Below are 26,769 nucleotides of genomic sequence, written 5' to 3'. Positions count from 1 at the left end.
TGCGTCTCTCACGGTGCGCCGGGCGCGGGTTCCTGGGTCTTCGGGGTTACCTTCGAGCCGGGGCGTGCGCGCAGCACGCCGAGGACGATCACGCGGTCCTTCTCGCTGAGACCCTCCTCGACGACGCGCATTGCGCCGTCGAGGATGCCGATCCGCACGCGCCGGACTTCCACCTCGTCCTGATCGTTGACGACCATGGCGAACCGCCCCTGCTGATCGCTCAGCAGCGCGGCCTCGGGCACGAGCAGGGATTCGCGCGACTCCATCGCGAATCGAACCCGCGCGAAGAAGCCGGGGAGGAGCGACTCATTGGTGTTCTCGTAGCGCGTGCGGATGCGCAGCGTGCCGGTCTGGAGGTCCAGCTCCGGCTGCACATAATCGACGACGCCTTCGATCGCGAACTCGTCGTCGCCGGTGAGTGCGAGCCGGCTCGGACGCCACTGTCCCGGGCTGACCTGACCGGGCTCAACGTCGCCCGGCGTGCCGCTCTTGGCGCGATCGCGCCGGACCGCGAGCACATCGGACTCGCTGACATCGACGGAGACGAACGCCGGCGTGCCCTGGATGATCTTCGCGAGCAGCGTCGGCTCGCCGCGACCGACGAGGTTTCCGATATCGACGTAGTTCACGGTGATTCGGCCGTCGATCGGGGCGCGCACCTCGCAGAACTCGAGGTTCAGCGTCGCCTCGAACAGTTCAGCCTCGGCGGCGGCGACATCGGCGGCCATCGCGTCGCGGCGCGCGGCCTTGATGAGCGCGTCGATCTCGGGGCCTGCGCGCTGGTCGGCGAGCTCCCGAGCGAGGCGGGCGTCGTTCGCGGCGCCCTCGAGCGCCGACTCGCGCGATCTCAGAAGCGCTTCGGCGCGATCAACCGCGGCCTGATACTGACGTTTGTCGATCACGAAGAGCAGGTCTCCCTTGCTGACCCGCTGGCCCGGATCGAACTCGATGCGCTCGAGAAACCCCTGGACACGAGCCCGAAGTTCGACCGTTTCCGACGCCTCGACCACGCCCGTGTAGGTGGTGTACGCGGTCACATCCCGCTTGACGGGATTCGCCACGATGACCTCCGGGGGAGGCGGCGGGGCGTAGACATTGGCGTCGTCTCTGCAGCCTCCAGCGAGCGTCAGGATCGACATCATGCACAGGGCGGCGAGAGGGACAGTCAGCCCAATCCCTCCACGCTCGGAACTGCGAGTGCGCATCGTGTGAAACCGTCCTTTCATCGCTTATCTCCCGGAGATCCCTCGGGATCGCGCTCCTGCGGCCTGCGAAAGCCCAGGTCGCTGCCTTCCGACCAGTCCGCGCTGAGCACATCGCCCCAGTTCGTGCGGTTGCGCATCCGCTCAGCGGTCTCAGGGTCGACGAACTCGCGACCTTCGCGGACCTCCCACCCCCCGCCGAGGGCCCGGTAGGTCCGGACGGCGCCGAGCGCGATGGCGGCCCGGGACACCACGAGGTTGTCCTGTTCCTGCACGAGCGAAGACTGCGCGTCGTTGACGCGGATGAAGTCGACGGCGCCGGCGCGGTACTGAATCAGCGAGATCTCGACGCTGCGCTGCGAGGCGTTCACGGCGTCGGAGAGGTGAGTGGTTCGCTCGCGCGAACGGAGGAAGTCTGAGATGCCCGCCTCGACGTCTGCGGCGGCGCGGAGGACGGAGTCCTGGTACTGCGCGACAGCGCGCTCGTAGCGGGCGTCCTGGACGCGGATGCCGCCCTCGATGCGACCGTAGTTCAGGATCGGCCAGTTGATCCGAAGCCCGATGAACCCTGCGAAGGAGTCCGAGTTGAAGATGTCGCCGAGGTCCGAGCCGCTGTAGTCGCTGCCGACGAAACCGGTCGAGCCCGCGATCGAGATGCTGGGGAACAGGTTCGCGACCGCCTGGCCGATCCGCGCGCTCTGTGCCGCGGCCTGACGCTCGGCGGCCCTCACATCGGGGCGACGGCGGAGCAGGTCGGCGGGGACTCCGGCGGCGATCGTTGCCGGCGCGTCGGGCACGCGTCGGGCCTGGCCGTTGTGAGGCGTCAGTTCCGGGTCGAGTTCGGAGGGCGTGCGCCCGAGCAGAACGCAGAGCGACAGTTTCGTCTGGCGCAGCGCGTTCTCGAGGTCGGGGATGCGCGCGCGGGTGTTCGCGAGCGTCGAACGCGCGGTCGAGACGTCGAGTTCGGAGACCGCCCCGGCTCGGAACCGGGTCTGCGTGAGGGCCAGCGTCTCCGCCTGGAGTTCGGCGTTCGCCTTTGCGTAGCCGATGCGCTCTTCGAGGGATCTGATGAGCACGTAGGAAGTGGCGACCTCCGCGGCGAGCGCGACGAGCACGGCGTCGTAGTCCGCGACGGTCAGCAGCACTTCCGCGTCGGCGGCCTCGATGCCGCGGCGAAACTTGCCCCAGAAATCGAGTTCCCACGCCGCCTGGAGGCCGACCTCTGCGGTGTTGAAGGATCGATCGCCCAGCGCTTCGGGGCCGCTGTTGCTCAGCTGGTTAGCGGCGACGGAGCCGAAGGCCTCCTGCAGTTGCGGGAAGAACTCGCCGACGGCGACCCCGCGCGCTGCGCGGGCTTCAAGCACTCGCAGACCCGCTGCGCGGAGCGAGAGGTTCTGCGCGGTCGCCTCTCGGACGAGGGCGCTGAGCGCCGGGTCGTTGAAGGTCTCCCACCACATCGGATCGGACGATGCGGCGTCACGCGCGTCGTATTCCCAGCGATCGTTGACCGAAGCCGGCGGCGTCTGGTACTCCGGGCCGACCTTGCAGCCGGCGAGCAAGAGCGACCCGAGCGCAAGCAAGACACTTCGTGGTTTGTGCGTCGAAGCGCGTCGATTCGCGTGCGGCGCATGGCGCCGATCGACGGCGCCACCCGGAGTGACTGCACTTTTGACACGGTGCGGGCGGCTCTGAACCGACTTTCGGCTCTGCATAGATCGTCATCCTACCGAAACGTCACGAGCACGCAAGCATCTGTGCGTTCGTTCGCGACACACTCTCACACAAAGTGTCACACATCAGGTGTTGGCCTAGCCAGCTGCGCAAAGGGCGAGGCTCCCGCCCGGTACGGTCCGTGTCCCGGCGCGACGGGGATGAACGGCTGAACGCGCATGGCGCCCCGCTCGACCACGAGCGATGACGCCTGCGGCACTTCAACCCAGATCTGTCGTGCCTTCCCGGTGGGCTCGGACGCTATGACGCGGGTGTCTTCGGTGAGTTTGTCTCGCAGTTCTGGGAGTATCTCGAAGACCTCGCGCGCGTCGCGGCTGTGGTAGAGCGTCGGGGCTGCGCCGTCGCTGGCGTAGCGGACAGCATAGAGGCGCTCTCCGTCGGTGACCGCGAGGGTCATCCAAAGGGACTCATGTATCCCCTTCTCTGATCCGACCCCTTCGATGAATCCCGCCATCCTTGCGAGCGCGCCGAGCGGGTCGGACTCGAGCCCGAAGGTGAGGGCGAGGTAGAACATCACCTCGGAGTCAGTCGTGCCGAGAATGTGCGGGAACAGGTCGTCGTCTATGGCCGCGATCAGCCGCTTGCGCATCAGTTCGATGCCGTGCACCTCGCCGTTGTGCGCAAAGAGCCATTTGCCGTAGCGGAACGGGTGGCAGTTGGTCTCCTGCACGGTCGCGAGGGAGGTTGCCCGGACGTGCGCGATGAACAGTCTGGATTCGATCTGGCCGGCGAGATCGCGCAGGTTGAAGTCGTTCCACGCGGGCCGGATGCTGCGGAAGAGCGCCGGCGTTGGGCGGGATCCGTACCAGCCGACGCCGAAGCCGTCGGCGTTGGTGGGCGTTTCGGCGGAACGGGACGACATGCTCTGATCGATGAGCGAGTGTTTCGGCTTGAAGAGAAGATCTTCAAGCGGGATCGGCGAGCCGGTGTACGCGAGCCAGCGGCACATGGCCCCTGTTCCTTTCGGTCACGACCGGAGCTTGGTCGCGCATCGGGTCATCTCATGGTGCGATCAATAGACCTCGTTCACGAAGCGGCGTCCCTCGAGCGTTGCCTGGTCGTCGTAGGCGTGCTTCTTCGACCGCTCGGGGACATCGATCTTCTCGCGCGACAACTCCTTGTGCGGGATGGAGTCGAGAATGTGCCTGATGCAGTTGAGGCGCGCCCGTTTCTTGTCGTCGCTTCGGAGGATGTGCCAAGGGGCGTGTTCGGTGTCGGTGGCGTCGAGCATCATGTCGCGGGCCCTGGAGTACTCGTACCACTTGCTGCGCGAGGGCAGGTCCATGGCGCTGAGCTTCCACTGACGGAGTGGGTCGTCGATGCGTGCCTCGAAGCGGCGCTTCTGCTCCTCGTCGCTGACTTCGAGCCAGATCTTGAGAAGCGTGATGCCCCCTTCGATGAAGTACTTCTCGACAATCGGGCAGAGCTCGAGGAAGCGTTTGTGCTCTTCCTTGGTGCAGAACCCCATCACGTGCTCGACGCCCGCGCGGTTGTACCAGGACCGGTCGAAGATCACGACCTCGCCCGCCGCGGGGAAGTGCTGCATGAACCGCTGGATGTACATCTGGGACTTCTCGCGGTCGGACGGCGCCGGGAGCGCGACGACGCGGAAGACGCGCGGGCTGACGCGTTCGGTGATCGCCTTGATGACGCCGCCCTTGCCCGCGGCGTCGCGCCCTTCGAAGACTATGATGACGCGCAGGCCTTCGTGTTTCACCCAGTCCTGGAGTTTGCAGAGACGTGCCTGGAGTTTTTTGAGTTCCTTCTCATACTCCTTGCGCTTCATGCGCCCCGGGCCGTCCTTCTTGTCTGGCTTCGCCACCAGCCGGTCCTTTCACCACACGACGCGCGATCGCCTTTCGCACGCGGAGCCAGACGCTGGCGCCCTCGATGCGCTGCGAGGAAGACGAATCGGGCCGCGCCGCTTCCGAGGCGCGGTCCGTGTGATCGGGGCGAGTCGCCCGGTCGATCGGGTTATTCCATGGGCTCGAAGCGGATGTTGGCGAGACCGACATCGACGCCGGCCATCAGACCGCTGCTGGCGCCCTGATAGACGGCCACGCCGTTGCGGAACTCGGCCAGGCCGGATCCGCCCGCACCGCCCGCGACGGCGACGGCGCTCGCGGTGCCGGACCAGCGGTTGTTGCGGAATTCGCTCATGGCCTGCTCGTTCTGCAGGATCATGAGCATGCGGAACCCGCGGACGCCGGCCTGAAGGCCGACGGAGCCGGAACTGAGTCGAGCCCAGCCGATCTGCCTGCCGCGGGAATCGAAGACGACGCCCCGACCCGAAGTGCCGCCGACGATGAAGCCGGCCTGCCCGACATCGGGGAACACGACGTAGCCGCCGGAGTCGCGGAGTTGTCCGCCGAGGCCGTTGACGTTCGACTGGAACCAGTCCTTGGTCGAGTCGGCGCGCTCAACCAGCGCGGTGCGATCCGCCTCGTCGCGTGGGGTCGTCGCGCAGCCGCTGGCGCCGACGATCACGGCGCCGAGAACGACGCAGGACGCGAGAGTCTTGAACGATTTCATGTGTCAATCTCCGAATGCTGATCAGCGATCCGCGCTGCGCTGCTTCGTCATGAAACAGCGAGGCGGTACTTCGATTGTACACGAAGGCCTTTCGCTTCAAGATGTTCCGCGACAATCTTTCGCGAGACCGAGTCGCAGCTGCAGCGATGGCCATCGTCTCGCGTCGAGGATCGCAAGCCCATTCCCTGCAGTCACTTACCCGCTGAACAACAGCGCGGGACACGCGGTGTGACGGTTGCGTGGAAACTCGCGTCGCTGCGGAGATTCCACCGCTTTGCCACTGTGGCAACCAGAGGTATCCCCGGGCTCGCGCCTGCCTCATTCGCGCACCGTGTCACGCTGCGCCTCGAACGCGCGCAGCGCCTCGTCGAGGTTGTCGAAGACCATGTCTTTCCCGATCGCGTCGGTGACGCCGGCGCGATCGAGCAGTTGTCGAACCTCGTGGTGCAGGCCGGAGAGCGCGAGCCGAACTCCACGTTTCGCGAGCGAACGGTTCGCTTCGTGAAGCATCGCCGCGCCGGTGGTGTCGATCTGCGCCATCACGCCCGCATCGAAGATCACCCAGCGGACATGGCCGTCCAACGCGCCTGAGTGCTTCATGAGGGCGCTCTTCACGTTGTCGACCGCGAAGAAGAGCAGGTCGCCCTCAATGAGCACGATGACGACGCCTGGCGCAGGGCGAGCGTCGGCGTGGCGATGAAGTTTAAAGAACCCCGCCCGACCGGGGATGCGCCCGAGTTGAACGACCCGGGGATGCATGCCTTTATGGATCACATGCACGAGCGAGACGACGATCGCGACGGCGACCCCCTGCAGTACTCCGAACGCGATGGGCCCGACCAGCGCCATCATCGCGAACGCGAACTCGATCCGGGAGATCCGCCGTATCTCAGCGAGCGTTCGGAAGTCGATCATGTGCACCGCGGCCGAGAACAGGATCGCGCCCAGCGCCGGCAGCGGCAGGATGCGGAGAACCGGTCCGAGATACACGATCGCGAGCACGAGCATGCCCGCCGCGACGAGGCCCGACACCTGACTCCTGCCGCCGGACGAGATGTTGACGGCGGTGCGTGAGGCGGCGCCGGTCACCGGGAAGCCGCCAGCGAGCCCGCAGGCGATGTTCGCGGCGCCGAAGCCGATGAGTTCACGGTTCGAGTCCACGGTTTCGTCGGTCCGTGCGGCGAAACTCCGTGCGGTGATGATGCCGGAGCCGAAACTGATCACCGCGACCGCGGCGGAGCCGAGCGCGATCGATGCGAGGGGAAGACCCGAGACACCCGGCAGTCCGAGCGCGGGCAGCGCCGCCGGCAGATCACCCACGACGGCCACGCCGCGCGCCTCAAGACCAAGCAACGCCGAGAGGACGATGGCCGCAACGACCACGATGACCGGACCGGGCACGGGCGATCGCGCGACCCGCGCAACCTCGAGTATCGCGAACATCGTGAGGCCGACGAACACCGACACCCAGTGGATCCCGGACGACTCGCGCAGCATCTCGACAACGGGCCGGACGATCCCATCGGCGTCGATATGCAGGCCAGTGAGCCGTCCGATCTGCCCGGTCATGATCGTGAGCGAGATGCCGGCGAAGAACCCGGTGAGGATCGGACGCGACAGGAAGTTCGCCAGCGCGCCGATGCCCAGCACACGCCCGAGGAGACAGATCACCCCCGCCCCGATCGCGATCAGCGCGGCGGCGGCGGCTCGCTGGTCGGCGGTGAGGCCCGGCAACTGAACAAGTATCGACGCGAACACGCCCGCGAGCACGGTGAGCGTCGCGGCGTCGGGACCGACCATCAGCCGGCGTGACGAACCGAACGCCGCGTACGCGAGCAGCGAGGCGATGCTCGCGTAAAAGCCCGTCTGGGGCGACAGCCCCGCGAGGGCGGGATACGCCAGCGCGATCGGCAGCGCAACCGCAGCAACGGCCAGCCCGGCGCCGAGGTCGTTCCTCAGCCAGCCGAGCCGATACCCCGCGAGGGTTGGAACGAGCGCGAACCTCGCGTGGAAACCGGTGAAGGATGGGCGTTCGCTGTCGGCCACTGGCGCTGTCGCACCTTTCTGCGGCACGAGGGTTCGGACCAGAAAGCAGTCTACAGATCCCGGCTGGTTGACGGGCTGGCTGCGAAAGAATCAGTCGCCGACGCCGATGCGCTCGAGCGTTGTCCGGAAGCCCTGGTTGATGAGCGTCAGCGTCGATTCCGTGAGCGTCCACGCCGAGTTCGTGAGATAGTCGGACCCGTTGATGATCATCGTGTTGCCGACGACGCGGTAGGTCTCGGACGCGACGTTCATCCTGCCTCCGGGGAAGATCGTCGTAGTCACGACGTGGCCGTTGGGCTGGAAATGCAGCGTCATCGACTCGAACGCGCGGCGGGGCGGTGGCGTCATCGAGGCGACACGCCACGCGGAGTCGGCGAACGGCCTCATCTCGGGCGTCGAGGCGGGCCACTTCGGCGGGATGAAGGTTCCCGTCGTGGGCTGAGACGACTGGGATTCGATCTCCGCCTGGCGCGCCTCGAGCGTGCGCAGCGCTGCCTCGTGCTCGCGATCGCGACGCTCGCGTTCGCGGTCGCGCCTGGCCTGTTCCTCGCGAGCCCCCTGTCGGTCGCGCTCGTTGCCGATCATGTAGCCGGCGCCGGTCCCGACCGCCGCCCCGACCAGCGTGCCGGAAGTGTTGCCGCCGATGGCCTGACCCATCAGCGCGCCGAAACCCGCGCCGACAACCGCGCCCGTCTGCCCCCCGGACTCGCACGCGCCGAGCGTGACGAAGCACGCCAGCGGCAGTGCGAGGTTCGTGATCTTGCGAGCAAGAAGACCGCGACGGATGCGTGGGTGGAGCATCCTTTCCACTCTACCGACGGGCCTCTCCGCCCGCCACGGTCCAGAACACCGGTCGGCGACGCTGTTTCCGGATAGCCGTCTCCGGCGCTTCAGCCGCAGGACTGCCCAAAGTCGGCGAGGACGAGGTTGAGGTCCGCGAAGTTGATCACGCCGTCGTTGTTGATGTCGCCGGGGAGGCCCTGGCCCGACGCGCCGAACTGGCCCAGCACGATGTTCAGATCGGCGAAGTTCACGACGCCGTCGCCGTTGGCGTCGCCGGGGCACGCGGGTGGCTGCGCTTCCGCGTCGCGGCGAAAGAGGATGCTGACGGAGTTGTCCGAGGTGTTCGCGACCACGATGTCCGGGAGCCCGTCGGCGTTGAAATCCGAAATCAAGATGTGGGAAGGGAACGCGCCTGTCGAAAAGGTCATCGGGGCACGGAAGGTTCCGTCGCCGTTGCCCGGGAACACGGCAACGGCGCCCGGGAGGTACTTCAGCGTGACGATGATGTCCTGGCGCCCGTCGCCGTTCACATCGTGGATCGCGACGCCGAAAGGTTGTATTCCGGATTCGATCTCAACCGCTGGCAGGAATGTCCCGTCGCCGTTGCCGCGGAAGATGCTCAGCGTGTTGCTGTCGAAGTTCGTCACCACGAGGTCGAGTTTGCCGTCACCATCAAGATCGCCAGACGCGCTCCCGATGGGTCTTGCTCCTGCGGTGTAAACGACGGCGTCCTGGAATGAGCCATCGCCGTTCCCCATCCACACGCTGAGGGTACCCGTTGGGTAGTTTGTGACGATGAGGTCGATTGCGCCGTCGCCGTCCAGGTCTCGCGCCGCGAGAGTTCCGTAGTCGCTGTCTGGTATCACGGAGAGCGGTTGAAATGTGCCGTCGCCGTTGCCCAGCGCGAGCATCAAAGGGCTGGGAGCACCGAACCTCATCAGCACGAGATCGAGCGACCCGTCGTTGTTGAAGTCGGCACTCACGAGTGTGTCTGCCCGCACACCCGTCAGGATCCCGATCGCGGGCACGAAGACCCCGGTCCCGGTCCCGAGCAGAATGCTGACAACTCCGCCACTTCCCAGGCTGGAGGCGGCGAGGTCGGGCTCGCCGTCCAGGTTGAAATCGCCGATGACGACGGCGGTCGGATTGCTTGGGACCGTGTAGTCCTGCCGCGGTGCGTAGGCGCCATCTCCCTGACTCAGGAGCACGCTCACATTCCCGGAATGGAAGTTCGCGGTCACGACATCAGGTATGCCATCCCCATTCAGATCACCGACGGCGAGAGCGCTCGGACGCGCTCCGGTCAGGATGTCTGATCTGGCCGGGAAATCCCTGTTCTGATCCGCGAAGAGCACGCTGATTCCCGCCGCGTTGCCCACGACGACATCCTTGCGACCGTTCGAGTTCATGTCGCGGACCGCGATGGACTGCGGGCTGGCGCCTGCGGCGAAGTTACGCCTGGGCTGAAGGGTCCCGTCCCCGTTGCCGACCAGCACGCTGACGCTGTTGCTTCCCGAGTTCGCGGCGACGATGTCGGGAATCCCGTCGCCGCTCACATCGGTGATGGCGACGGCGATCGGGAAGTTCCCGGTCGTGTAGTCCTGCTTCGTTTCCAGAGTGCCATCGCCGACGCCGAGCAGCACGCTCACCGCGCCGTTCCGCGCGAGCGCGACATCGAGAATCCCGTCACCGTTCAAGTCGCCGAGCGCGACTGCGCGCGGCTCGGGCCCGCTCAAGAACGCTTGCCTGAAGTCGAATGTCCCATCGCCGTGCCCGAGAAGGATGCTGACGCTCTGGTTCGCGTTGTCGGCGACGACGAGATCGAGATGCCCGTCGTTGTTCATGTCACCCAACGCGACGGACTGCGGGTTTCGGCCCGTCGCGTACTGGACGCCGGGCTGGAACGAGCCGTCGCCGTTGCCGAGCAGAACGGTGACCCTTCCTGGGTTGAGGTTGTTGGTGACCGCGAGATCCAGCACGCCGTCGGAGTTGAGATCGCCGACGGCGAGCGCCCAGGCGCGGGCGCCCACCGGGATGCTGGTCGCGGGTTGAAAGGTCCCGTCGGGGTTGCCCAGCAGCACCCTCACGGTGTTGTTCTGCTCGCCGCTGTTCGCCACGACGAGGTCGAGGAAACCGTCGGCGTTGAAGTCCCCGACGGCAACGGATCGTGGCTGATCGCCCGCGGCATATCTGGTGGCGGGCTGAACCGTCCCGTCCGGGTTCCCGAAGAGCACTTCGACGCCTAACAGGAACGAAAGCGCGACATCGGGAACGCCGTCGGCGTTGAAATCCGCGACGACAACGGAGTTCGCGTTCCAGCCGGCAGAGAAAATGGGCGCGGCGTAGAGAAGGTGGTCCTGGGGTGTGGATCCCTGGGCGATGGGGCAGATCGCGGCGAGCAGGCACGCAGCGTCGGCGAGTCGGAATCGAGGCATCGGGCGCTCCCAGAGATCGCGCAGACGGGGCAGGACGGGGACTGGGGCCCAGCGTACCGGATCGAGGGACCGACGCCAACGAAAAAACCCCAGGCGGCGGGCCTGGGGTCTGAAAGCTCCCCGAGTAGGACTCGAACCTACAACCTAGCGGTTAACAGCCGCTCGCTCTACCATTGAGCTATCGGGGAAAGTCGGTTGTCGTGCCCCTTCGGCTGGGCTTCCGGGGCGGGTGTCGAACCTCTTTCGGACCGATCGGGGCCGGACTTCGGAGGGGCGACGGGGCGGGAACGGTACCCTCGAACACGCTCGAATCAAGCGTTGGCGGGGCGGGAAGGGGCTTTCTCTTCTCGGGCCCGCGCGCCGGCGTCTGGCCGGGGGTCGCTGTCGGCCGGGCGTTTCACGAAGGAGCTGCCGAACACCATCACGCCGATCACCAGGAGCAGGCCTCCGGCCCCGGCGAGCGGGAAGGGCCAGGTGACGCCGTCGAGGCCCCGGTTGGAGCCCATCGGCTCTTTCAGTTTCGGGAGCTTGGTGGGCGGGGTAACGGCGAGGGCGGCGGCGTACTGCCATGTCCGCTCGTGCTCGGGCATGTCGGCGTAGGCGATCTCGTGGACGATCATGGCGCGGTCGGACTCAACGCCAAGCGGGACGAACTCGACGAGCTCGTAGCGCCACGATTTGCGATCGACGACGCCTGCCATCGGGGAGGCGTCTTTGGCGAGGTCGACCTCGCGCTCGATCCTCGCGGCGAGGACGAGGCGGTCGGGCGCGGTTTTCGTCGGCGCGTCGCGGTCGGTGGCGGCGAGTCTGGGGCGCTGCTCGGTGATGACCTCGAGCTTGATCTGGTTCTCGCGGAAGCGGGCGAGACCGGGAAGTCGCGTGTCGACCGTGCCGGTGATGGCGACGAGGTGCGACTCGCCGCGGTAGTCGGCGCGCAGGAACGGGGCGCCCTCCCTGTCGACGAGGGTGAGCGTGACGGGCGCGGTTCCTGCGTTGACGCCCCACACGAAGGTGGCGGCATCGTTGACGAAGGGGATGGCGGCGGGGTCGGGGGAGCGCATGCCGAAGAACGGGAGGTCTGCGTCGGCGTTCTGCGCTCGGATCTGTCGCGCCATAGCCGGGAGGGAGACCCCGAGCGTGATCGCGGCGAGGGCGAGGATCGCGAGGCCGAGGATCCGTGCTCGCGGCGTGGGTCGGCTCATGCGCGTGCGTGCTCCGTGTCGGGCGGTCGGCGCGTCAGTGCGCGCCGCTGTCCTTGGTTTCGTGGCCGTGGCCGTGGCCGTGGCCTGAGATGCGCGCCGGCATGACCTTGAGGTATGCGGCGAGCTGCTCGAGGTTCTCGTCGGTGAGGTTTGGGTTGCCGCCGCGGGCCGGCATGGTGACGCCGGAGATGTTGAGCGGGTGGCTGGCGGGGCGGCCGACCTTCAGGAACTCGACGAGGTCGGGGATGCTGGTGGTGCGGACGTACTCGTCGCCGGCGAGGGCCTCGCCGAGCCCGGCGACGCCCTGGCCGTCGCGGCCGTGGCAGACGGAGCAGTTGGCGAGGAAGAGTTCGCGTCCGAGTCGCTCGCGTTCGTCGAAGCGTGCGAGCTCGACGCGGTTGTTGGGCATGGGGACGATGAGCTGCGCGCGGACGGGGTCCATGCTGCCTCGGCCCGCGAAATCGAGCATGGTGAAGATGAAGAAGAGGGACATGACGAAGAGGCAGGAGATGAAGAGCGCGCTGTAGAAGATGCGGTCATAGATGAGGTGCATGAAGTAGAGACAGACGAGCGATCCCTTGGTGCAGGCGATGATGAGCGCCATGACCATGTGGGCGGCGTCGCTGGCGGGGACATACTTGGCGACGATGACGGTGATGACGGTCAGCGCGAGGAGCACGCCCAGAACGGACAGGAGCGTGCGCTGCGAGGAGATGTGATGGCCGTCGGGGGCGTGGTGATCGTCGTGATGATGATCGTGGGTATGGTCGTGGCTCATGTGGGTCTGGCCGTATGCGTGGTGCGCGTGAGAGAGTGCCGGGATCAGGCGAGGTACAGGAGGGGGAAGAGGAAGATCCAGATGAGGTCGACGATGTGCCAGTAGAGACCGGTGTTCTCGATGGCGAGGTAGTTCCAGGGTCCGTAGCGTCGCTTGGAGGCGCCCCAGAGGAGCCACGAGATGATGAAGATGCCGACGAGGACGTGGATGCCGTGGGTGGCGGTGGCGACCCAGTAGATGGAGAGGAAGAGCGGCTCCTGGTCCCAGGTTCCTCCGGAGTAGGTGAAGAGCCCGCCGCCGAACTCGCCCTTCTGGTACTTGGGCCAGTACTCCCAGCCGAGCTTGACGACGAGGAAGAAGACGGCGCAGAGGATGGTGATCAGCAGGTTGATCTTGAGCATGCCCTGCTGGTTCTTCTGGGCGTTGCGGATGCTCGCGGCGATCGTGTAGGACGACAGCAGGAGCACGCAGGTGTTGACGAAGCCGATCTTCCAGTTGAGGTAGTACTCCGAGGCGCCCTTGAACGCTTCGGGGTAGAGCATGCGGAAGACGGCGTAGGCGACGAAGAACCCCGAGAAGAGCAGGATTTCCGTGGTGAGGAAGAGCCACATGCCGAGCTTGCCGGCGTCGAACTGCTCCTCGTAATTCCGGAAATGGGACGCCACCCGCGGCGTGTTGCCGTCGATGGGGTGATCGGGATGTTCGTCGACGATGGCGCCGTGCGCGCCGTGTGCGTGGATGCTGGTCATCGGCGGTCTTTCGCCTCTGCTTCGTTGCCTCGCGCGTCGTGCCGACCGGGCGGACGCGCGACTCCTTGACGGTTCATGAGAGAATCGGAGGCGGGGCGTGTTTCGGCCCCGCGCTCCGCGTTGTTCGGGCGGTCAGTGCTTCGGTGCGCCCTCGGGGAGCGGCTCGGGGAGAGGCCACTCGCCCGGCTTGGTGCGTGGGGGCACGACATCGTCGTAGTCGTAGGGCCCGTGGGTGCAGACGGGCTCGTGGTGGAAGTTGTGCTCGATCGGGGGCGAATCGGTGTCCCACTCGGTGGTGAGGGAGCCCCACGGGTTGGCGGACGCCTTCTTGCCAGCGGCGAGGGACCAGATGAAGGTGAAGAGGTGCAGGAAGAGGCCGGCGGCGAGGATCCAGGAGCCGATGGTGCTGAGCACGTGCAGGGGCTGGAATTCCTCGACGTAGGTGGCGTAACGCCGGGGCATGCCGTTGGTGCCGAGCCAGAACTGGGTGAAGAAGGTGAGGTTGAACCCGATGAACACGAGGGCGCAGCCGATCATGCCGGCGGTCTCGTTGTACATCTTGCCGAACATCTTGGGCCACCAGTGGAAGAGGCCGCAGATGAGGGCGATGACGGTGCCGCCCATCATGACATAGTGGAAGTGCGCGACGACGAAGTAGGTGTCGTGCAGGTGGAGGTCGGAGGCGAGCGTTGCGAGTGGCGGGCCGGTGAGCCCGCCGATGGTGAAGAGGAAGAGGAAGGAGAGGGCGTACATCATCGGCGTGTTGAACGCGATGGAGCCCTTGTAGAGCGTGGCGACCCAGGCGAAGACCTTGATCGCGGTAGGGATGGCGACGAGGAAGGTGAGCCCCGAGAAGACCGCGGCGGCGAGTTCGCTCGTCGCGGTGAACATGTGGTGTCCCCAGACGAGGAAGGAGATGCCCGCGATGGCGAGCGAGGAGAAGGCGACGACGCGGTAGCCGAAGATGCGCTTGCGCGAGTGCGTCGCGATGACCTCGGAGATGATGCCGAAGGCCGGGAGGATCATCACGTAGACGACGGGGTGGCTGTAGAACCAGAAGAAGTGCTGGAAGAGGACGGGGTCTCCGCCGAGCGCGGGGTCGAAGATGCCGATCTTGAAGAGGTTCTCGATGGTGAGCAGGAGAACGGTGACGCCGATGACCGGGGTCGCGAGGACCATGATGATGGCGGTGGCGTACATGGCCCAGATGAAGAGGGGCATGTCGAACCAGCCCATGCCGGGCTGGCGGAGCTTGTGCACCGTCACGATGAAGTTGAGGCCGGTGAGGATGGAGGAGAAGCCGAGGATGAAGACGGAGGTGGTGGCGAGGGCCGTGGCGCCGTAGGGCGTGGTGGTTGAGTACGGGGTGTAGAAGGTCCAGCCGGTCTCGACGCCGCCCCAGAGGAGGGTGCCGAGGAAGAGGACGCTGCCGGAGAGGTAGATGTACCAGGAGAGCAGGTTGAGCCGGGGGAAGGCGACATCCTTCGCGCCGACCATGAGGGGCAGGAAGAAGTTGCCCAAGGCCGCGGGGATGGCGGGCACGATGAAGGTGAAGACCATCAGCGCGCCGTGCAGGGTGAAGGAACGGTTGTAGAGGTTGTTGGCGGTGAGCCGGACCGCCTCGCCGGTGAGCGGGTTGGTGAACTCGACATCGCCGAAGACGGGGCCCGCGCCGGGGGTGAGGAGGTCGGCGCGGAAGATGAGCGCGAAGATGCCACCCAGGAAGAAGGCGAAGAGGGTCGCGGCGAGGTACATCACGCCGATCTTCTTGTGGTCGATCGTGTAGACCCAGGACCAGACGGTCTTGAGGAACGATCCCTTCCCGGCGAGGTACGAGCCCTCGTGGTGGTCGTGCCCGTGGCTGTGATCGGCGGGCCCGACGATTGGCTTGTTGGGGATGCTTGTCATGCTGAGGATCCTCTCGCGATCGTGCGAGCGGTGAACGGATGTGTCTGCGTGATCAGTCGGCGGATGCGGGCGCGACGGGGGCTGCCATGGCCTGGGGCTCGCCATCGGCTGGCTGCTCGCGCCCGGCCTCGTCCTCGTCCATCATTTGTCGGAGGGCGTCCTGGCCCTTGGCGGAGAGCTCGGCCATGTAGGCGATGAACGCGCGGATCTCGCGCTCCTTCAGCTGGCCGGCGTATGAGGGCATCTGGTTGGCGTAGCCGGCGGCGATCTTGACGCCGGGGTAGAGGATCGACTCGCGGATGTAGTTTTCGTCGATGACGGCGGAGGTGCCGTCGGTGAACTGGCGGGTCTCGCCGAAGGCGTTGAGCCAGGTCGGCCCGACGTTGGCGGCGCCGTCGATGCTGTGGCACTGCGCGCAGCCCTTGGTGAGCCGGAGGGTCTTGCCGAGTTCGTTGAGGGGGATGTCGTCGGTGCTGGCCTGCTCGGCGCGCCACGACATGTACTGGGCCGGGGGCATGACGCGGATGAGCGCCATCATCTGGGAGTGGCCGTCGCCGCAATACTCGGTGCAGAAGAGTTGGTAGTCGCCGGGCTCCTTGGCGGTGAAGGAGAACACGGTGTAGCGGTTGGGGAAGACGTCGATTTTCTTGCGGAACGCGGGGATGTAGAGGGAGTGGATGACGTCCTGCGAGTGCATGAGGAAGCGGACGGGGGTGTTGAGCGGGACGGCGATGATGGGGTACTGGACGCCGACGATGGGATCGGTGAGTTCGCGGCTGGTGGCGCCGTCGTCGTACTCGAAGTCCCATGCCCACTTCTTGGCGTTGACGTGGATGGTCTCGGCGTTGGCGGGGACGGCGTGCATGTCGAGGTAGAGTCGGAAGCCCCAGACGAACATGACCGCCATGAGGAGGGTCGGGATGACCGACCAGGTGACCTCGAGCGTGGTGTTGTGTCCGACGCTGCGCTGCTGGGGGACGCCGTTGCGTCGGCGGTACCGGACCGCGAAGTAGACGGTGAGGCCCATGAGCAGGACGAAGAAGAAGACGCTGACCCAGAAGATGAAGAACATCACCGCGTCGACGTCGCGCGAGATGGCGGTGCCTCTCGAGGGGAAGAACATGCGGGTGATCCAACTCACCTCGCCGTAGGCCTGGTCGCGCGTCGCGCCGAATGCGGGAGCGGCGATCGAGGCGAGCAGCGCGCCGAGGGACGCGAGTCTGGGTGCGTTGAGCATGCGGGGGTGGATCATCGTGGTCGTGCCGTTGAACGGGGTCGGTGCGGCCTGCTGAGAGGGATTCGCGGGTGGCTGGCCGTTGGTTGTTCGGACGATCGGGTCAGGAACTCGTGAGGATGGTCACGCGTGGGCTGTGGTGACGATGGCTTCGGAGCGTGCTCGCGCGTCGCGCTTGCGTCGCTCCCAGAGGAACATCACGCCGACGAAGCCGGAGAGCAGGACGACGGTGCCGGCGCCGGCGACCTGCATCACGCGGTAGGCGCTGAGCGCGTAGCCGTCCTCGGTGTGGACGTAGCAGAACATCGCGAGTTTGGCGAAGATGCCGCCGAGTTGTCCGCCGGACGCGGTCTGGAGCGAGAGCTCGAGCTGGGTCCGATTGAAGCTCGCGCCTTCTTTGTTGTAGAGGCCGTAGAGGTAGGTCGAGATCTGTCCCTCGGGCGTGAGGACGATCTGAACGGAGGGGTGCGAGAACTCTCCGTTGGGGAGTCGCTTGTAGGTGAAGCCGACGCTGTCGGCGATGGCGCGTGCGTCCTTCTCGGTGGTCACGAAGAAGGACCAGCCGTCGTTGACGCCTTCGCGCCGGACCGCGCCGGCGTACTCGGCCTTCTTGCCGGCGGCCTGGGCGATCGTGTTGGTGTGGTCGAAGCTGATGGTCAGGACGCGGTAGTCCTTGCCGATCTCCCAGCGGGACTCGCGCACGGCGCGGGTGGCGTCGGCGAGGGTGAGCCCGCAGAGCATGGGGCACTCGAAGTAGACGAGGTTGAGCACGACGGGGCGCTTGCCGTCGAAGTACTCGCCCAGGGTGGCGCGTCGGCCGTCGGAGTCGATGACGAGCGCGTCGAGGGGGACGTAGCCCCCCCGGTTCTCGAAGACATCGATGCCTTCCATGGCCTCGGGCATTCGGTTGACGCCGCGGTTGTACTCGCCCGGCGTGACGCCGCGGTAGGTGCCGGTCTGCGCGAGTGACGCTGAAGCGAGCAGGCCCATCGCGATCGCTGCGGCTGCGAGCGATCGACGGCGCGCACCGGCGTTCGGCGTTCCGAATGCCTGGATGTCGCGGGCGCGTGCTCGCAAGCGTGGGTCCTCAGCGCTGGTGGCGCGTCACTGCTGTTCGCGATAGAAGCGGACGGTCTCGGTCATCGCCTGGTCGATGGGGATGCGCACGACGCCGGCGGCCTGATCGATCCAGCCGAAGCTGTTCAGTTCGCCCTCTTCGGCGGCGCGCTGCTGGAGAACGCTCTGGCCCATGTCGATCTCGGTCCGGACCGCGACCTGGCGCTGCTGGCTGCGCTCGAAATAGAAGACCAGAACGATGATCGCGCCGAACACGCCCACGAAGAGGGCGAGGAGCCAGGCGAGGAGTGCCGGGCCGGAGATCTCGCCGTGGGCCGCCTGCGCGTGGGGCTCGTCGGGCGAATTGTGGGAGTGCCACTCGTCGGTCTGGTGAGCGGGGTCGGCACTGTTCGGGTTGACTTCGTACGCGTGGGACATGGTTGTGACCCCAAAGCCGCTCGAGGTCCCGGCGTCCGGGGCCCTCGATAGTAGGCAGAGGAATTTCGGCGAATCAGATGTAATTCTTGTGTGACAGTGACCAGGTGAGGCGAGGGTCCTTGATCGGGATCAGGGGGCCGGTGGCGATGCGTCGCAGGACGAGGCCCACGAGCAGCAGAACCGGACCGACAGGTCCGACGAAGTCGAGCCAAGAGAGCTTGAGGGGCCCGCCGTAGAAGATGACCCGCTCGGCACCCTCGGCGACCGGGGGCGTCATCTGGGGACGGACGATCCAGAAGATCTCGACCATGTGCATGAAGAGCAGCCAGGCGCAGACGAGGAGGAGGAGCGCCGGGGTGCGGCGGACGGGCCTGGGGATGAGGAAGAGGAAGGGCAGGATGAACTTGCCGACGACGAGGAAGACCGAGACGGTCATCCAGCCGGACTCGCGCCGGGCCATGAGCCAGGAGGTTTCCTCGGGGATGTTGGCGTACCAGATGAGGAAGTACTGGGAGAAGGCGATGTAGGCCCAGAACACGGTGAAGCCGAAGACGAGCTTGCCCATGTCGTGGAAGTGCTCTTCGGTGACGACGCCGCGCAGACGCCCGAAGGAGGTGAGGGCGATGAGCACGATGGTGGTGAAGGCGAGGGCCGAGAGGAGGTTGCCGGCGAAGAAGTAGACGCCCCACATGGTGCTGAAGAAGTGGTAGTCGAGGGACATGAGCCAGTCGAAACCGGCGAAGGCGACGGTGAGGGCGTAGAGGATCATGCCCCAGTGGCTGATGCGCTTGGCCTTGGCGAACTTCCACTTGTCGCCGTCGGTGTCGACATCGCGCGAGAGTTTGTTCATCGCGTAGGCGAGGCCGATCCAGGTGGCGAAGTAGGCGATGAGGCGCCCGAGGAAGAATCCGTCGTTGAGGAACGCCTGCTTGACCTCGAAGATGGGGTCTCCGAGGGTGTAGTTGGGGTCCTGCCACTTAAAGAGCGACTCGCCTAAGACGATCATGGGGATCGAGAGGATGGCGAGGAGGAGGAAGTTGACGGGGTGGCAGAGGTTCTCGAACTGCCTGCGGACGGCGACGCCCCAGCCGCCGTTGGTCAGGTAGAGGGTCATGACGAATCCGAGCGCGCCGAGGGCGAGGCCGCAGGCGAGCACGAAGCCGACGTGGTACCCGAAGATGGCGGCCTTTTTCGCGACGGCGTCGCCGAGGAGGCCCGCGGCGAAGGTGACGCCGATGGCGAGCGCGCCGAGTCCGACGAGGGCGGCGGAGAGCAGCTTGCCGGAATCGGCCGGGAGCTGGACGTTGTCCCTCGCGAGGAGCGTGGAGGTGTCGATCGCGTGCGAATGGCTCACTGCGCGTTCTCCTGACCGGTCGGCTGTGCGCCGCGCGTGCGATCGAGTTCCTGACGCTGGGCCGTGGGCACGCGGTCGATCGAGCCCCTGCGTGCGGTCTGGAGCGCGCGGAAGTACGCGACGACGGCCCACGCGTCGCGTTCGCTGAGCTGCTGGGAATAGGCGGGCATCTTGAGCGCGGGCTGCTGGCCGGGCGCGTTGGCGACGCCGTTGCGGATCACGTGGAAGAGGTAGCCGTCCTGGCCCTTCTCGCCGCCGCGCTGGTACTGCGCGTCGTGGAAGTTGGGCAGCGGGTATGACCACTGGATGCCGACGGCGCCCTTGCCTGCGCCGGTCGCGCCGTGGCAGACGATGCAGTAGATGTTGTAGCGGTCCATGCCGCGCTGGAGGAGCTCGGGCGTGACGGGGATGGGGATGGTGTCGATGTACTTCCCGTCGGCGGCGATGCCGAGGTAGATCTCGGGCTCGGCGCGGAGCAGGTCGGCGCGCTGGCGCGAGATGCGCTCGTTGGCGTAGGCCTGCATGGAGGGCTCGGCCCACTCGAGCTCGGCCTGTCGCCCGAAGGCGACGGTGCCGGCGACGGGCTCGCGCATGGAGCGTCCGTCGGCGAAGAGCGGGTTCTCGCCCTGGGTTTTGAACTTGGGCTGGTCGTCCATGTCGGGGAAGAACTGTCGCGGGCGCTGCGCGGTGCGGTCATCGCGGCACCCGGAGAGGCCCGCGAGGAGCGCCCCGGCGGTAGCGGCGCCGATCACGACTGCGCGGATGGCAGAGTGCTTGGGGGGCATGGGGATCACTCCTCCTCCACGACTTCGACGACCGTCGCGCCGCTGCGCGTGAGCGCCGCGCGGGTCTCTTCGAGATTGAACTGCGGGTCGGTCGATTCGATGGCGATGAAGAACTTGTCGTCGGAGACGCCCAGGAACCGCTGGCTGGTGAAGAGCGGGTGGTTCCACTTGGGCAGGTCGTTGAGGACGAGCATGCCGAAGATGGCGCCGAAGCTGGCGAAGAGGACGCTCAGCTCGAAGAGGACGGGGACGAACGGCTCCCACGCGCCGTAGGGCTTGCCCTGAACGACGAGGGGGTAGTCGACGGCGGTTGTCCAGTACTGGAGCCCGAACGACGCGGTGAACCCGAGGATCGCCATGATGCCGACGATGAAGCTGACGCGCGAGGGCTTGAGGCCCATGGCCTCGTTGAGCCCGTGCACCGGGAAGGGGCAGTAGGCGTCCCAGCGCTTGTAGCCGGCGTCGCGGATGGCTTCGCAGCCGTGGGTGAGGGTGGCGGGGTTGTCGTACTGCGCGAGCAGGCCCCAGACGACCTGGCCCGATTTGGTGTGGAGAGCGGCGCTGGCCATGGGTTAGTGTCCCTTCCCATCGTGGTGCGCGTCGTGGCCCTGGCCGTGGGTCGCGTACATAGGGTGATGCGGGTCCGCGGCGGGGATGACGTTCTTGATCTCGCTGATCGCCATCATCGGGAGGAAGCGGGCGAACAGCGCGAAGAGCGAGAAGAAGAGGCCGAACGCGCCGATCATGGTGGCCCACTCGACGATCGTCGGGTAGTACATGCTCCAGCTCGAGGGCAGGAAGTCGCGGTGGAGCGAGGTGACGATGATCACGTAGCGCTCGAACCACATGCCGATGTTGACGAAGATGGTGACGATGAAGATGAACCAGGGGGTGGTTCGGCACCACTTGAACCAGAAGAGCTGGGGGCTGATCACGTTGCAGGTGACCATGGTCCAGTAGGCCCACCAGTAGGGGCCGGTGGCGCGGTTGATGAAGACCGCGAGTTCGTACTGGTTCCCGCCGTACCAGGCGATGAAGAACTCCATCGCGTAGGCGAAGCCGACCAGGAGGCCGGTCAGCGTGATGATCTTGCACATGTTCTCGATGTGCCGGAGCGTGAGCAGGTTCTTCATGCCGGGGTAGAGCACGCGCATGGGGATCATGAGCGTGAGCACCATGGCGAAGCCGGAGAAGATGGCGCCCGCGACGAAGTAGGGCGGGAAGATCGTCGTGTGCCAGCCGGGGATGACGGACACCGCGAAGTCGAAGGACACGATGGAGTGCACGGAGAGCACGAGGGGCGTGGCGATGCCGGCGAGGAGGATGTAGGCCTTCTCGTAGTTCCACCACCCGCGGTAGGAGAACTTCCAGCCCATCGAGAAGAAGCCGTAGGCGTAGGCGGCGATGCGCCCCGCGGGCACGGTGAGGGGCCCGAGCTTGGCGGTGCGCGTGATGTTCTTGATGGCCCGGTCGCGCATGGTGGCGAGGTCGGGGATGAGGCCCATGTACCAGAACAGCAGCGAGACGGTGAAGTAGGTGCTGACGGCGAACACGTCCCACAGGAGCGGGGACCTGAAGTTCGGCCAGATGACGTTGCTGTTGGGGATGGGGAAGAGGAACCACGCGAACCAGACTCGCCCGACGTGGATGCCGGGGAATGTTCCTGCGCAGATGACGGCGAAGATGGTCATCGCCTCTGCGGCGCGGTTGATGGAGGTGCGCCACCTCTGCTTGAAGATGCAGAGGATGGCGGAGATGAGCGTGCCTGCGTGGCCGATGCCGACCCAGAACACGAAGTTGGTGATGTCGAAGCCCCAGCCGACCGGGGTGTTGAGGCCCCAGACACCCACGCCCGTGATGAACAGGTAGAGGATCGCCACGCCCATGACGGTGGCGAGCATGGAGGCGATGCCGAACACCGGGAGCCAGATGCGCGGCTGGGGGTTCTCGGCCCAGCCGCAGATGGTGTCGGTGATCGACGAGAAGGTCTGGTTGCCCAGTGTGAGGGGCGCCTCGTGCGCGGGATCGTCGACGAGCGTGCCGTCGCCGACATCGCCGTGGGCGTAGTTCGCGTCGGGGGCGAGGCCCGCGAGCCTGGCGGCGGTCGCCTGGTCGGGGTCAAAGGTGCTCATGCCAGGACTCCCGCGATGACGGACTTGATCGCGCCGCGACGACCGTGATCGGTCGGCAGCACCTGGAGACTCAACTTGTGACCGGGATCGCTCTCGAGGCGCGCGGGATCAGCGAAGGAGTGCGCGCCGGAGGAGTGATCGCCGTGGTGGAACGGGTTGTCGTTGGGGGTTCGGATGGCGGGGTTGGGGTTTCGCACGCGGACCATGTGGGTGGTGCGCGGGCGGGTGTTGAGGTAGGCGAGGACCATGTAGGATCGCCCGTGCTCGCGCATCTTCGCGACGCGTGCGTCGGGGTTGGTGATGTCGCCGAAGACGATGGAGTCGGTCGGGCAGGCCTGCTCGCAGGCGGTCTGGAAGTAGCCGTCGGGGATGCGCCCGAGCGCGTTGACCTTGGGGTCGAGCTTGCTCTCCATGCGTGCCTTGTTGACGCGCTGGATGCAGTACGAGCACTTCTCCATCACGCCGCGCGAGCGGACGGTGACGTTGGGGTTGTACTGCAGTCGACGGATCTCGTTGACTTCTTCGCGCATGCGCGCCGGGATCCAGTGCCCGTTGGGGGGCTGGATGGAGCCCTTGGCGCCCTCGGCGATCTGGCCGTACTCCGCGGGGTATTCCTTGGTCGCGTAGTCGAACCAGTTGAAGCGTCGGACCTTGTAGGGGCAGTTGTTGGCGCAGTACCGCGTGCCGATGCAGCGGTTGTACGCCATGTTGTTGGTGCCCTCGTAGTCGTGGACGGTCGCGTTGACCGGGCAGACGGTCTCGCAGGGCGCGTTCTCGCAGTGGACGCACGCGATGGGCTGGAGGAGCATCGCGGTCTCGTCGCCGGCGCCGGTGTGGACGTCGGCGAAGTAGCGGTCGACGCGGATCCAGTGCATCTGGCGCCCGCGATCGATCTCGGCCTTGCCGACGACGGGGATGTTGTTCTCGGCCTGGCAGGCGGTGATGCAGGTGCCGCAGCCGGTGCAGGTGGTCAGGTCGATCGACATCCCCCACTGCTGGTACACGGACTGGGGGTCGATGACGCCGGTGTGCGGGTCGCGCCGGCCGATCTCTCGGGGCTGGCCCTCGGAATCGACCGTGTGGTAGACGTGGGTCTGCGACTCGAGGTAGACGTTGCGGTTGAGCGGGGTGTGGGCCTCGGTCCCCAGGCGTCCGGCGAAGTTCAGTTCGCGGTATCGCCCGTAGGTGTCCTTCTCCTTCACCATCTGGTTGCCGAACTTCTGCCAGGCGCCGAGGTCGACTTCGCGGATGATGTCGCGACCCTCGATGGACTGGTGGTTCTGCGTGCTGGCGAGGGTGTAGCCCGAGCCGATCTTCTCGACGGTGGCGCCGGTGGCGGCGCCCATCGCGCCGGTCGTGCGCAGCGGGAAGGTGTCGAACCCGCGACCCTCGGCGATGCGCCCGCCGGAGCGACGCCCCATGCCCAGCTCGACGACGAGCGTGCCCAGCGCGACGCCGGGCTGCACGAAGACCGCCGCCTCGATGGAGCGCCCGTTCGCGTTGAGCCGGATGCGATCGCCCTGCGACAGGCGCAGCGACTTGGCGGTCTCGGGGTGGATCTGAACGGGGTTATCCCAGCAGACCTTGGTGACGGGGTGCGGCGTCTCGTAGAGCCACGGGTTGTTGCCCGACGCGCCGTCGCGAAGGTACGGGTGCGGCAGGATCGCGACCTCGAGGTCGCTGGACGCCGGCGCGTCGTTGACGCCCTCTCGGATAGCCGTCGCGATGGCGGACGCGTTGACGGGAGGGCTGACGCGGCGGGCGGCGGTGTTGGGCACGACGCCGTCGTGCAGGGCGCGGCGCCAGGTGCGCTCGAACTGCTCGCCGTCCTGCCGGAGGACGCCCTTCCACACGGTGCGGACGATGTCGAAGCCGTCGAGGGTGGAGTCGCCCAGGATCGCGGCGAGGACTTCGGCCTGCGAGCGTGCGCCGAAGAGCGGCGCGATCATCGGCTGGACGGGGCTGATGGTCCCGTCGGCGGCGTGCGCGTCGCCCCACGCCTCAAGGAAGTGCGCCGCGGGCAGGGCCCATGTCGACGCGGCGGCGGTTTCGTCGAGGTTGGCGGACAGCGCGATCGTCGTGCCGACCTTGGCGTGGGCGGCGGCGTAGTCGAGATCGCTCGGCGCGGTGAAGGCCGGGTTGACGCCCATGAGCACGAGGGTGCTGACGCGCCCGGCGTTCATGTCGGCGACGAGCGACTTGAACCGCTGGGGCCCCGAGGCGCGATCGGCGTCCGGGCGGGCGACGTACGACACGGTCGCGCCGACGGCGGCGATCGCGGAGTGGATGGCGTGCGCGAGCGCGTGGCACCAGGCCGGGAGCTGCGCGCCGACGAGGACTGCGCCGGCGCCGCGGTTCTGCGCCGAGCAGAGATCCTCGGCGAGCGCGGTGATCCAGGCGTCGTGCGCCGGGAGCGTGGCGCCTGCGACGGACGCGGAGAGCGCTCCGCCCGTGCCGGTGCGCGCGAAGACCTTGTTCGCGAGCGTGGCGAGGAAGGTGGGCAGCTCGGAGGGCTTGAGCGCGAGGCGGTGGTCGGCGTTGCCGCCGGTGATGGTGAGCGCGGACTCGACGGCGTAGAGACGGTTCATCTCGTCGCGGGTCGCGTCGGGGCCGGTGAGGCGGCGTCCCTGCGCGTAGCCGCGCGCCTCGGCGAGGGCGCCGGGCTCGGTCATGAAATCGCGACCGACGGAGAGGATGACCTTGGCGCGAGAGAGGTTGAAGACCTCTCGGTTCGCGCCGCCGAAGGCGAGGACTGCGCCGTCGTGGGCCGAGCCGGTGTCGAGCGCGTCGTGCTCGACCCAGCGGGCGCGCGGCCAGCGGTCGAGGACCCGTGCTCGCATCGCGGCGCGAGTGGGGCCGGACTGGGCGTCGACGAGGAACGCGAGGCCCTCGCCGCCGGTGGCGTTGAACGCGCCGAAGTGCGACGAGGCGAAGGACTCGAACTCGGCCCAGGTCCTGGCCTGCGCGCCTTGGCGAGGCGAGCGGAGACGATCGACGTCGTACAGGTCGAGGATCGCGGCCTGCGCGAAGAGGTCGCTCTTGCCCTGGTTGATCGGGTGGAGAGGGTTGCCCTCGAGCTTGATGGGGCGCCCGTCGATGGTGCGGACGAGCAGGCCCTGCGCGCCCGCGGCGCCGGGCATGGCGGTCGCGTAGAAGAGCGGGTTTCCGGGGACGAGGTCCTCGGGCTCTTTGTTGTACGCGAGGATCTTGTGGTCCGGGCGTCGGCAGGCGGCGAGACCGGCGACGCCGGCCAGCGCGAGCGAGGCGCCCATGATCTTCAGGAACTCGCGCCGGGTTTCCTCGTTGATCTCGGAGGCGCCGGCGAGGAACTCACGCTCGGCGTGCTCGCGAAACTCCGGGGTGTCGGCGATGTCGTCGACAGACCGGTAGAAGCGTGCGCCGGTCGCGGCGGAGGTATCCGGCGCGACGCGCGGCTTGAGGGCGGGCTTGCCCTCCTTCTTCGACGAGGGGCATTGATCGTGTGCGCTCATGGGCGTGATGCTCGCCTGCTGAGACTCGGTGATCACGCCGTGCGAGGGTCGCTCGACGCGAGTGGATCACGAGAGGGGAATGCGGACGGGGGGAAACTCAGTAGTGACACGCCGCGCACTGCTGCGGCGGGAGGTTGCGCAGTCGCTGCTTGACCAGCTCGACGCCGGAGGTCATGGCGTAGTTGGGCTGTGAGAGCAGCGACTCGACGGTGCGCAGGTCGGTCACCTTCACCTTGGTGGTGTCGACCATGTACTTCTCGGGGTTGCGATGGCACTCGAGGCACCAGCCCATGGAGAGCGGCTCGCTCTGGAAGACGACGGGCATGGTGTCGATGCGCCCGTGGCACGAGTAGCAGGAGACACCTGCGTTGACGTGCACGGCGTGGGGGAAGTGGGCGTAGTCGGGCACCTTGTGGATGCGCGCCCACTCGATGGGCTTGCCCGACTCGTACGCGCCGCGGAGGCGGGCGAGGTCGGCGCTGAGCCAGTGCGCGCTGGGGCGCTGGCCGTCGGCGCTGGTTGCCTTGGCGAGGTACCCGCTGAGCGCGTCGACGACGGTGTGGCAGCTCATGCAGGTGCTGGTCTGCGGCACGTTGGAGTGGTAGCTCTGCTCGACGTGCGTGTGGCAGTACCGGCAGTCCATGCCGAGCTGGCCGGCGTGGACCTGATGGCTGAAGTTCACGGGCTGATCGGGCATGTACCCGACTTCCCAGAACTTGGGCGTGAAGTAGTACCAAACGACGGCGATCGCGAAGCACAGGCCGCCGAAGGCCGACAGGGCCGTGATCTCGCGGATCCGGTTGGTCCACTTCGGGAAGATGGTGGTCACCGCTGGGGCTTCCTTCCGAAGGACTGGGGTGATCGCGCCGGTCGGGGTCTGCAGGGGTCCGGACCGGCGGGTGAGGGGTCCGTG

The 26,769-nt window shown here is 66.9% G+C and carries 21 protein-coding genes and 1 tRNA gene; all 22 read right to left on the bottom strand.

Features of this window, described 5'->3' with window-relative positions; translation table 11 throughout:
* Positions 1–8: 8 nt before the first annotated feature.
* Complete coding sequence (locus tag KF684_08065) at positions 9–1,061, bottom strand: efflux RND transporter periplasmic adaptor subunit (protein ID MBX3352876.1); 1,053 nt, start codon at positions 1,059–1,061, stop codon at positions 9–11.
* A gap of 161 nt (positions 1,062–1,222) precedes the next feature.
* The gene (locus tag KF684_08060) at positions 1,223–2,782 is read right to left on the bottom strand and encodes an efflux transporter outer membrane subunit (GenBank protein ID MBX3352875.1); all 1,560 of its coding nucleotides are present in this window, start codon (positions 2,780–2,782) and stop codon (positions 1,223–1,225) included.
* 209 nt (positions 2,783–2,991) lie between these two features.
* On the bottom strand, positions 2,992–3,882 hold the full coding sequence (locus tag KF684_08055; GenBank protein MBX3352874.1) for a class II glutamine amidotransferase: 891 nt from the start codon (positions 3,880–3,882) through the stop codon (positions 2,992–2,994).
* A gap of 63 nt (positions 3,883–3,945) precedes the next feature.
* Positions 3,946–4,755, bottom strand: coding sequence for a polyphosphate kinase 2 (ppk2, locus tag KF684_08050; protein MBX3352873.1), 810 nt, complete (start codon positions 4,753–4,755; stop codon positions 3,946–3,948).
* Between the two features lie 152 nt (positions 4,756–4,907).
* Positions 4,908–5,465 (bottom strand): hypothetical protein, encoded by a 558-nt coding sequence (locus tag KF684_08045; GenBank protein ID MBX3352872.1) that lies wholly within the window; start codon positions 5,463–5,465, stop codon positions 4,908–4,910.
* 318 nt (positions 5,466–5,783) lie between these two features.
* Entirely contained in the window at positions 5,784–7,511 is a 1,728-nt protein-coding gene (locus KF684_08040) for a SulP family inorganic anion transporter (GenBank protein MBX3352871.1), read from the bottom strand.
* Between the two features lie 90 nt (positions 7,512–7,601).
* Positions 7,602–8,312, bottom strand: a complete 711-nt coding sequence (locus KF684_08035) for a glycine zipper 2TM domain-containing protein (GenBank protein MBX3352870.1) — start codon at positions 8,310–8,312, stop codon at positions 7,602–7,604.
* An 89-nt stretch (positions 8,313–8,401) separates the two neighbouring features.
* Positions 8,402–10,729, bottom strand: a complete 2,328-nt coding sequence (locus KF684_08030; GenBank protein ID MBX3352869.1) for a VCBS repeat-containing protein — start codon at positions 10,727–10,729, stop codon at positions 8,402–8,404.
* Between the two features lie 116 nt (positions 10,730–10,845).
* Positions 10,846–10,917 (bottom strand) — tRNA-Asn (locus KF684_08025).
* 123 nt (positions 10,918–11,040) lie between these two features.
* A complete protein-coding gene (locus KF684_08020; GenBank protein MBX3352868.1) occupies positions 11,041–11,931 on the bottom strand; it encodes a hypothetical protein in 891 nt (296 codons plus the stop codon).
* 34 nt (positions 11,932–11,965) lie between these two features.
* The gene (locus KF684_08015; GenBank protein MBX3352867.1) at positions 11,966–12,709 is read right to left on the bottom strand and encodes a c-type cytochrome; all 744 of its coding nucleotides are present in this window, start codon (positions 12,707–12,709) and stop codon (positions 11,966–11,968) included.
* Positions 12,710–12,753: 44 nt separating this feature from the next.
* On the bottom strand, positions 12,754–13,458 hold the full coding sequence (locus KF684_08010; GenBank protein ID MBX3352866.1) for a cytochrome c oxidase subunit 3: 705 nt from the start codon (positions 13,456–13,458) through the stop codon (positions 12,754–12,756).
* 132 nt (positions 13,459–13,590) lie between these two features.
* Positions 13,591–15,366, bottom strand: a complete 1,776-nt coding sequence (locus tag KF684_08005; protein MBX3352865.1) for a cbb3-type cytochrome c oxidase subunit I — start codon at positions 15,364–15,366, stop codon at positions 13,591–13,593.
* A gap of 52 nt (positions 15,367–15,418) precedes the next feature.
* Complete coding sequence (gene coxB, locus KF684_08000; GenBank protein ID MBX3352864.1) at positions 15,419–16,603, bottom strand: cytochrome c oxidase subunit II; 1,185 nt, start codon at positions 16,601–16,603, stop codon at positions 15,419–15,421.
* 120 nt (positions 16,604–16,723) lie between these two features.
* Complete coding sequence (locus KF684_07995) at positions 16,724–17,677, bottom strand: SCO family protein (GenBank protein MBX3352863.1); 954 nt, start codon at positions 17,675–17,677, stop codon at positions 16,724–16,726.
* A gap of 27 nt (positions 17,678–17,704) precedes the next feature.
* On the bottom strand, positions 17,705–18,094 hold the full coding sequence (locus tag KF684_07990; protein MBX3352862.1) for a hypothetical protein: 390 nt from the start codon (positions 18,092–18,094) through the stop codon (positions 17,705–17,707).
* Between the two features lie 73 nt (positions 18,095–18,167).
* Positions 18,168–19,448 carry a hypothetical protein gene (locus tag KF684_07985; protein ID MBX3352861.1) on the bottom strand — a complete coding sequence of 427 codons (1,281 nt, stop codon included), beginning with the start codon at positions 19,446–19,448 and terminating at the stop codon, positions 18,168–18,170.
* The gene (locus tag KF684_07980; GenBank protein ID MBX3352860.1) at positions 19,445–20,233 is read right to left on the bottom strand and encodes a cytochrome c; all 789 of its coding nucleotides are present in this window, start codon (positions 20,231–20,233) and stop codon (positions 19,445–19,447) included. The genes KF684_07985 and KF684_07980 overlap by 4 nt, the downstream gene beginning before the upstream one ends.
* Before the next feature lie 5 nt (positions 20,234–20,238).
* Positions 20,239–20,802: a DUF3341 domain-containing protein gene (locus KF684_07975; GenBank protein ID MBX3352859.1), complete on the bottom strand. Its 564-nt coding sequence runs from the start codon at positions 20,800–20,802 to the stop codon at positions 20,239–20,241.
* A gap of 3 nt (positions 20,803–20,805) precedes the next feature.
* Positions 20,806–22,134, bottom strand: a complete 1,329-nt coding sequence (gene nrfD / locus KF684_07970) for a polysulfide reductase NrfD (GenBank protein MBX3352858.1) — start codon at positions 22,132–22,134, stop codon at positions 20,806–20,808.
* A 227-nt stretch (positions 22,135–22,361) separates the two neighbouring features.
* Positions 22,362–25,892, bottom strand: a complete 3,531-nt coding sequence (locus KF684_07965; protein ID MBX3352857.1) for a TAT-variant-translocated molybdopterin oxidoreductase — start codon at positions 25,890–25,892, stop codon at positions 22,362–22,364.
* Positions 25,893–25,953: 61 nt separating this feature from the next.
* Positions 25,954–26,685 carry a cytochrome c3 family protein gene (locus tag KF684_07960; GenBank protein ID MBX3352856.1) on the bottom strand — a complete coding sequence of 244 codons (732 nt, stop codon included), beginning with the start codon at positions 26,683–26,685 and terminating at the stop codon, positions 25,954–25,956.
* Between the last annotated feature and the right edge of the window lie 84 nt (positions 26,686–26,769).

The sequence above is a fragment of the Phycisphaeraceae bacterium genome (assembly GCA_019636675.1).
Lineage (GTDB): Bacteria > Planctomycetota > Phycisphaerae > Phycisphaerales > UBA1924 > JAHBXC01.
Note: the sequence above shows the minus strand (reverse complement) of the source record. Positions and strands in the feature narration are given on the sequence as shown.

Excerpts from the sequence above, each read along its gene's own strand:
- KF684_08055 (MBX3352874.1), bottom strand. The coding sequence starts at position 3,882 with ATGTGCCGCTGGCTCGCGTACACCGGCTCGCCGATCCCGCTTGAAGAT.
- KF684_08045 (MBX3352872.1), bottom strand. The coding sequence starts at position 5,465 with ATGAAATCGTTCAAGACTCTCGCGTCCTGCGTCGTTCTCGGCGCCGTG.
- KF684_08035 (MBX3352870.1), bottom strand. The coding sequence starts at position 8,312 with ATGCTCCACCCACGCATCCGTCGCGGTCTTCTTGCTCGCAAGATCACG.
- KF684_08030 (MBX3352869.1), bottom strand. The coding sequence starts at position 10,729 with ATGCCTCGATTCCGACTCGCCGACGCTGCGTGCCTGCTCGCCGCGATC.
- KF684_08020 (MBX3352868.1), bottom strand. The coding sequence starts at position 11,931 with ATGAGCCGACCCACGCCGCGAGCACGGATCCTCGGCCTCGCGATCCTC.
- KF684_08015 (MBX3352867.1), bottom strand. The coding sequence starts at position 12,709 with ATGAGCCACGACCATACCCACGATCATCATCACGACGATCACCACGCC.
- KF684_08010 (MBX3352866.1), bottom strand. The coding sequence starts at position 13,458 with ATGACCAGCATCCACGCACACGGCGCGCACGGCGCCATCGTCGACGAA.
- KF684_08005 (MBX3352865.1), bottom strand. The coding sequence starts at position 15,366 with ATGACAAGCATCCCCAACAAGCCAATCGTCGGGCCCGCCGATCACAGC.
- coxB (MBX3352864.1), bottom strand. The coding sequence starts at position 16,603 with ATGCTCAACGCACCCAGACTCGCGTCCCTCGGCGCGCTGCTCGCCTCG.
- KF684_07990 (MBX3352862.1), bottom strand. The coding sequence starts at position 18,094 with ATGTCCCACGCGTACGAAGTCAACCCGAACAGTGCCGACCCCGCTCAC.
- KF684_07980 (MBX3352860.1), bottom strand. The coding sequence starts at position 20,233 with ATGCCCCCCAAGCACTCTGCCATCCGCGCAGTCGTGATCGGCGCCGCT.
- KF684_07975 (MBX3352859.1), bottom strand. The coding sequence starts at position 20,802 with ATGGCCAGCGCCGCTCTCCACACCAAATCGGGCCAGGTCGTCTGGGGC.
- nrfD (MBX3352858.1), bottom strand. The coding sequence starts at position 22,134 with ATGCTCGCCACCGTCATGGGCGTGGCGATCCTCTACCTGTTCATCACG.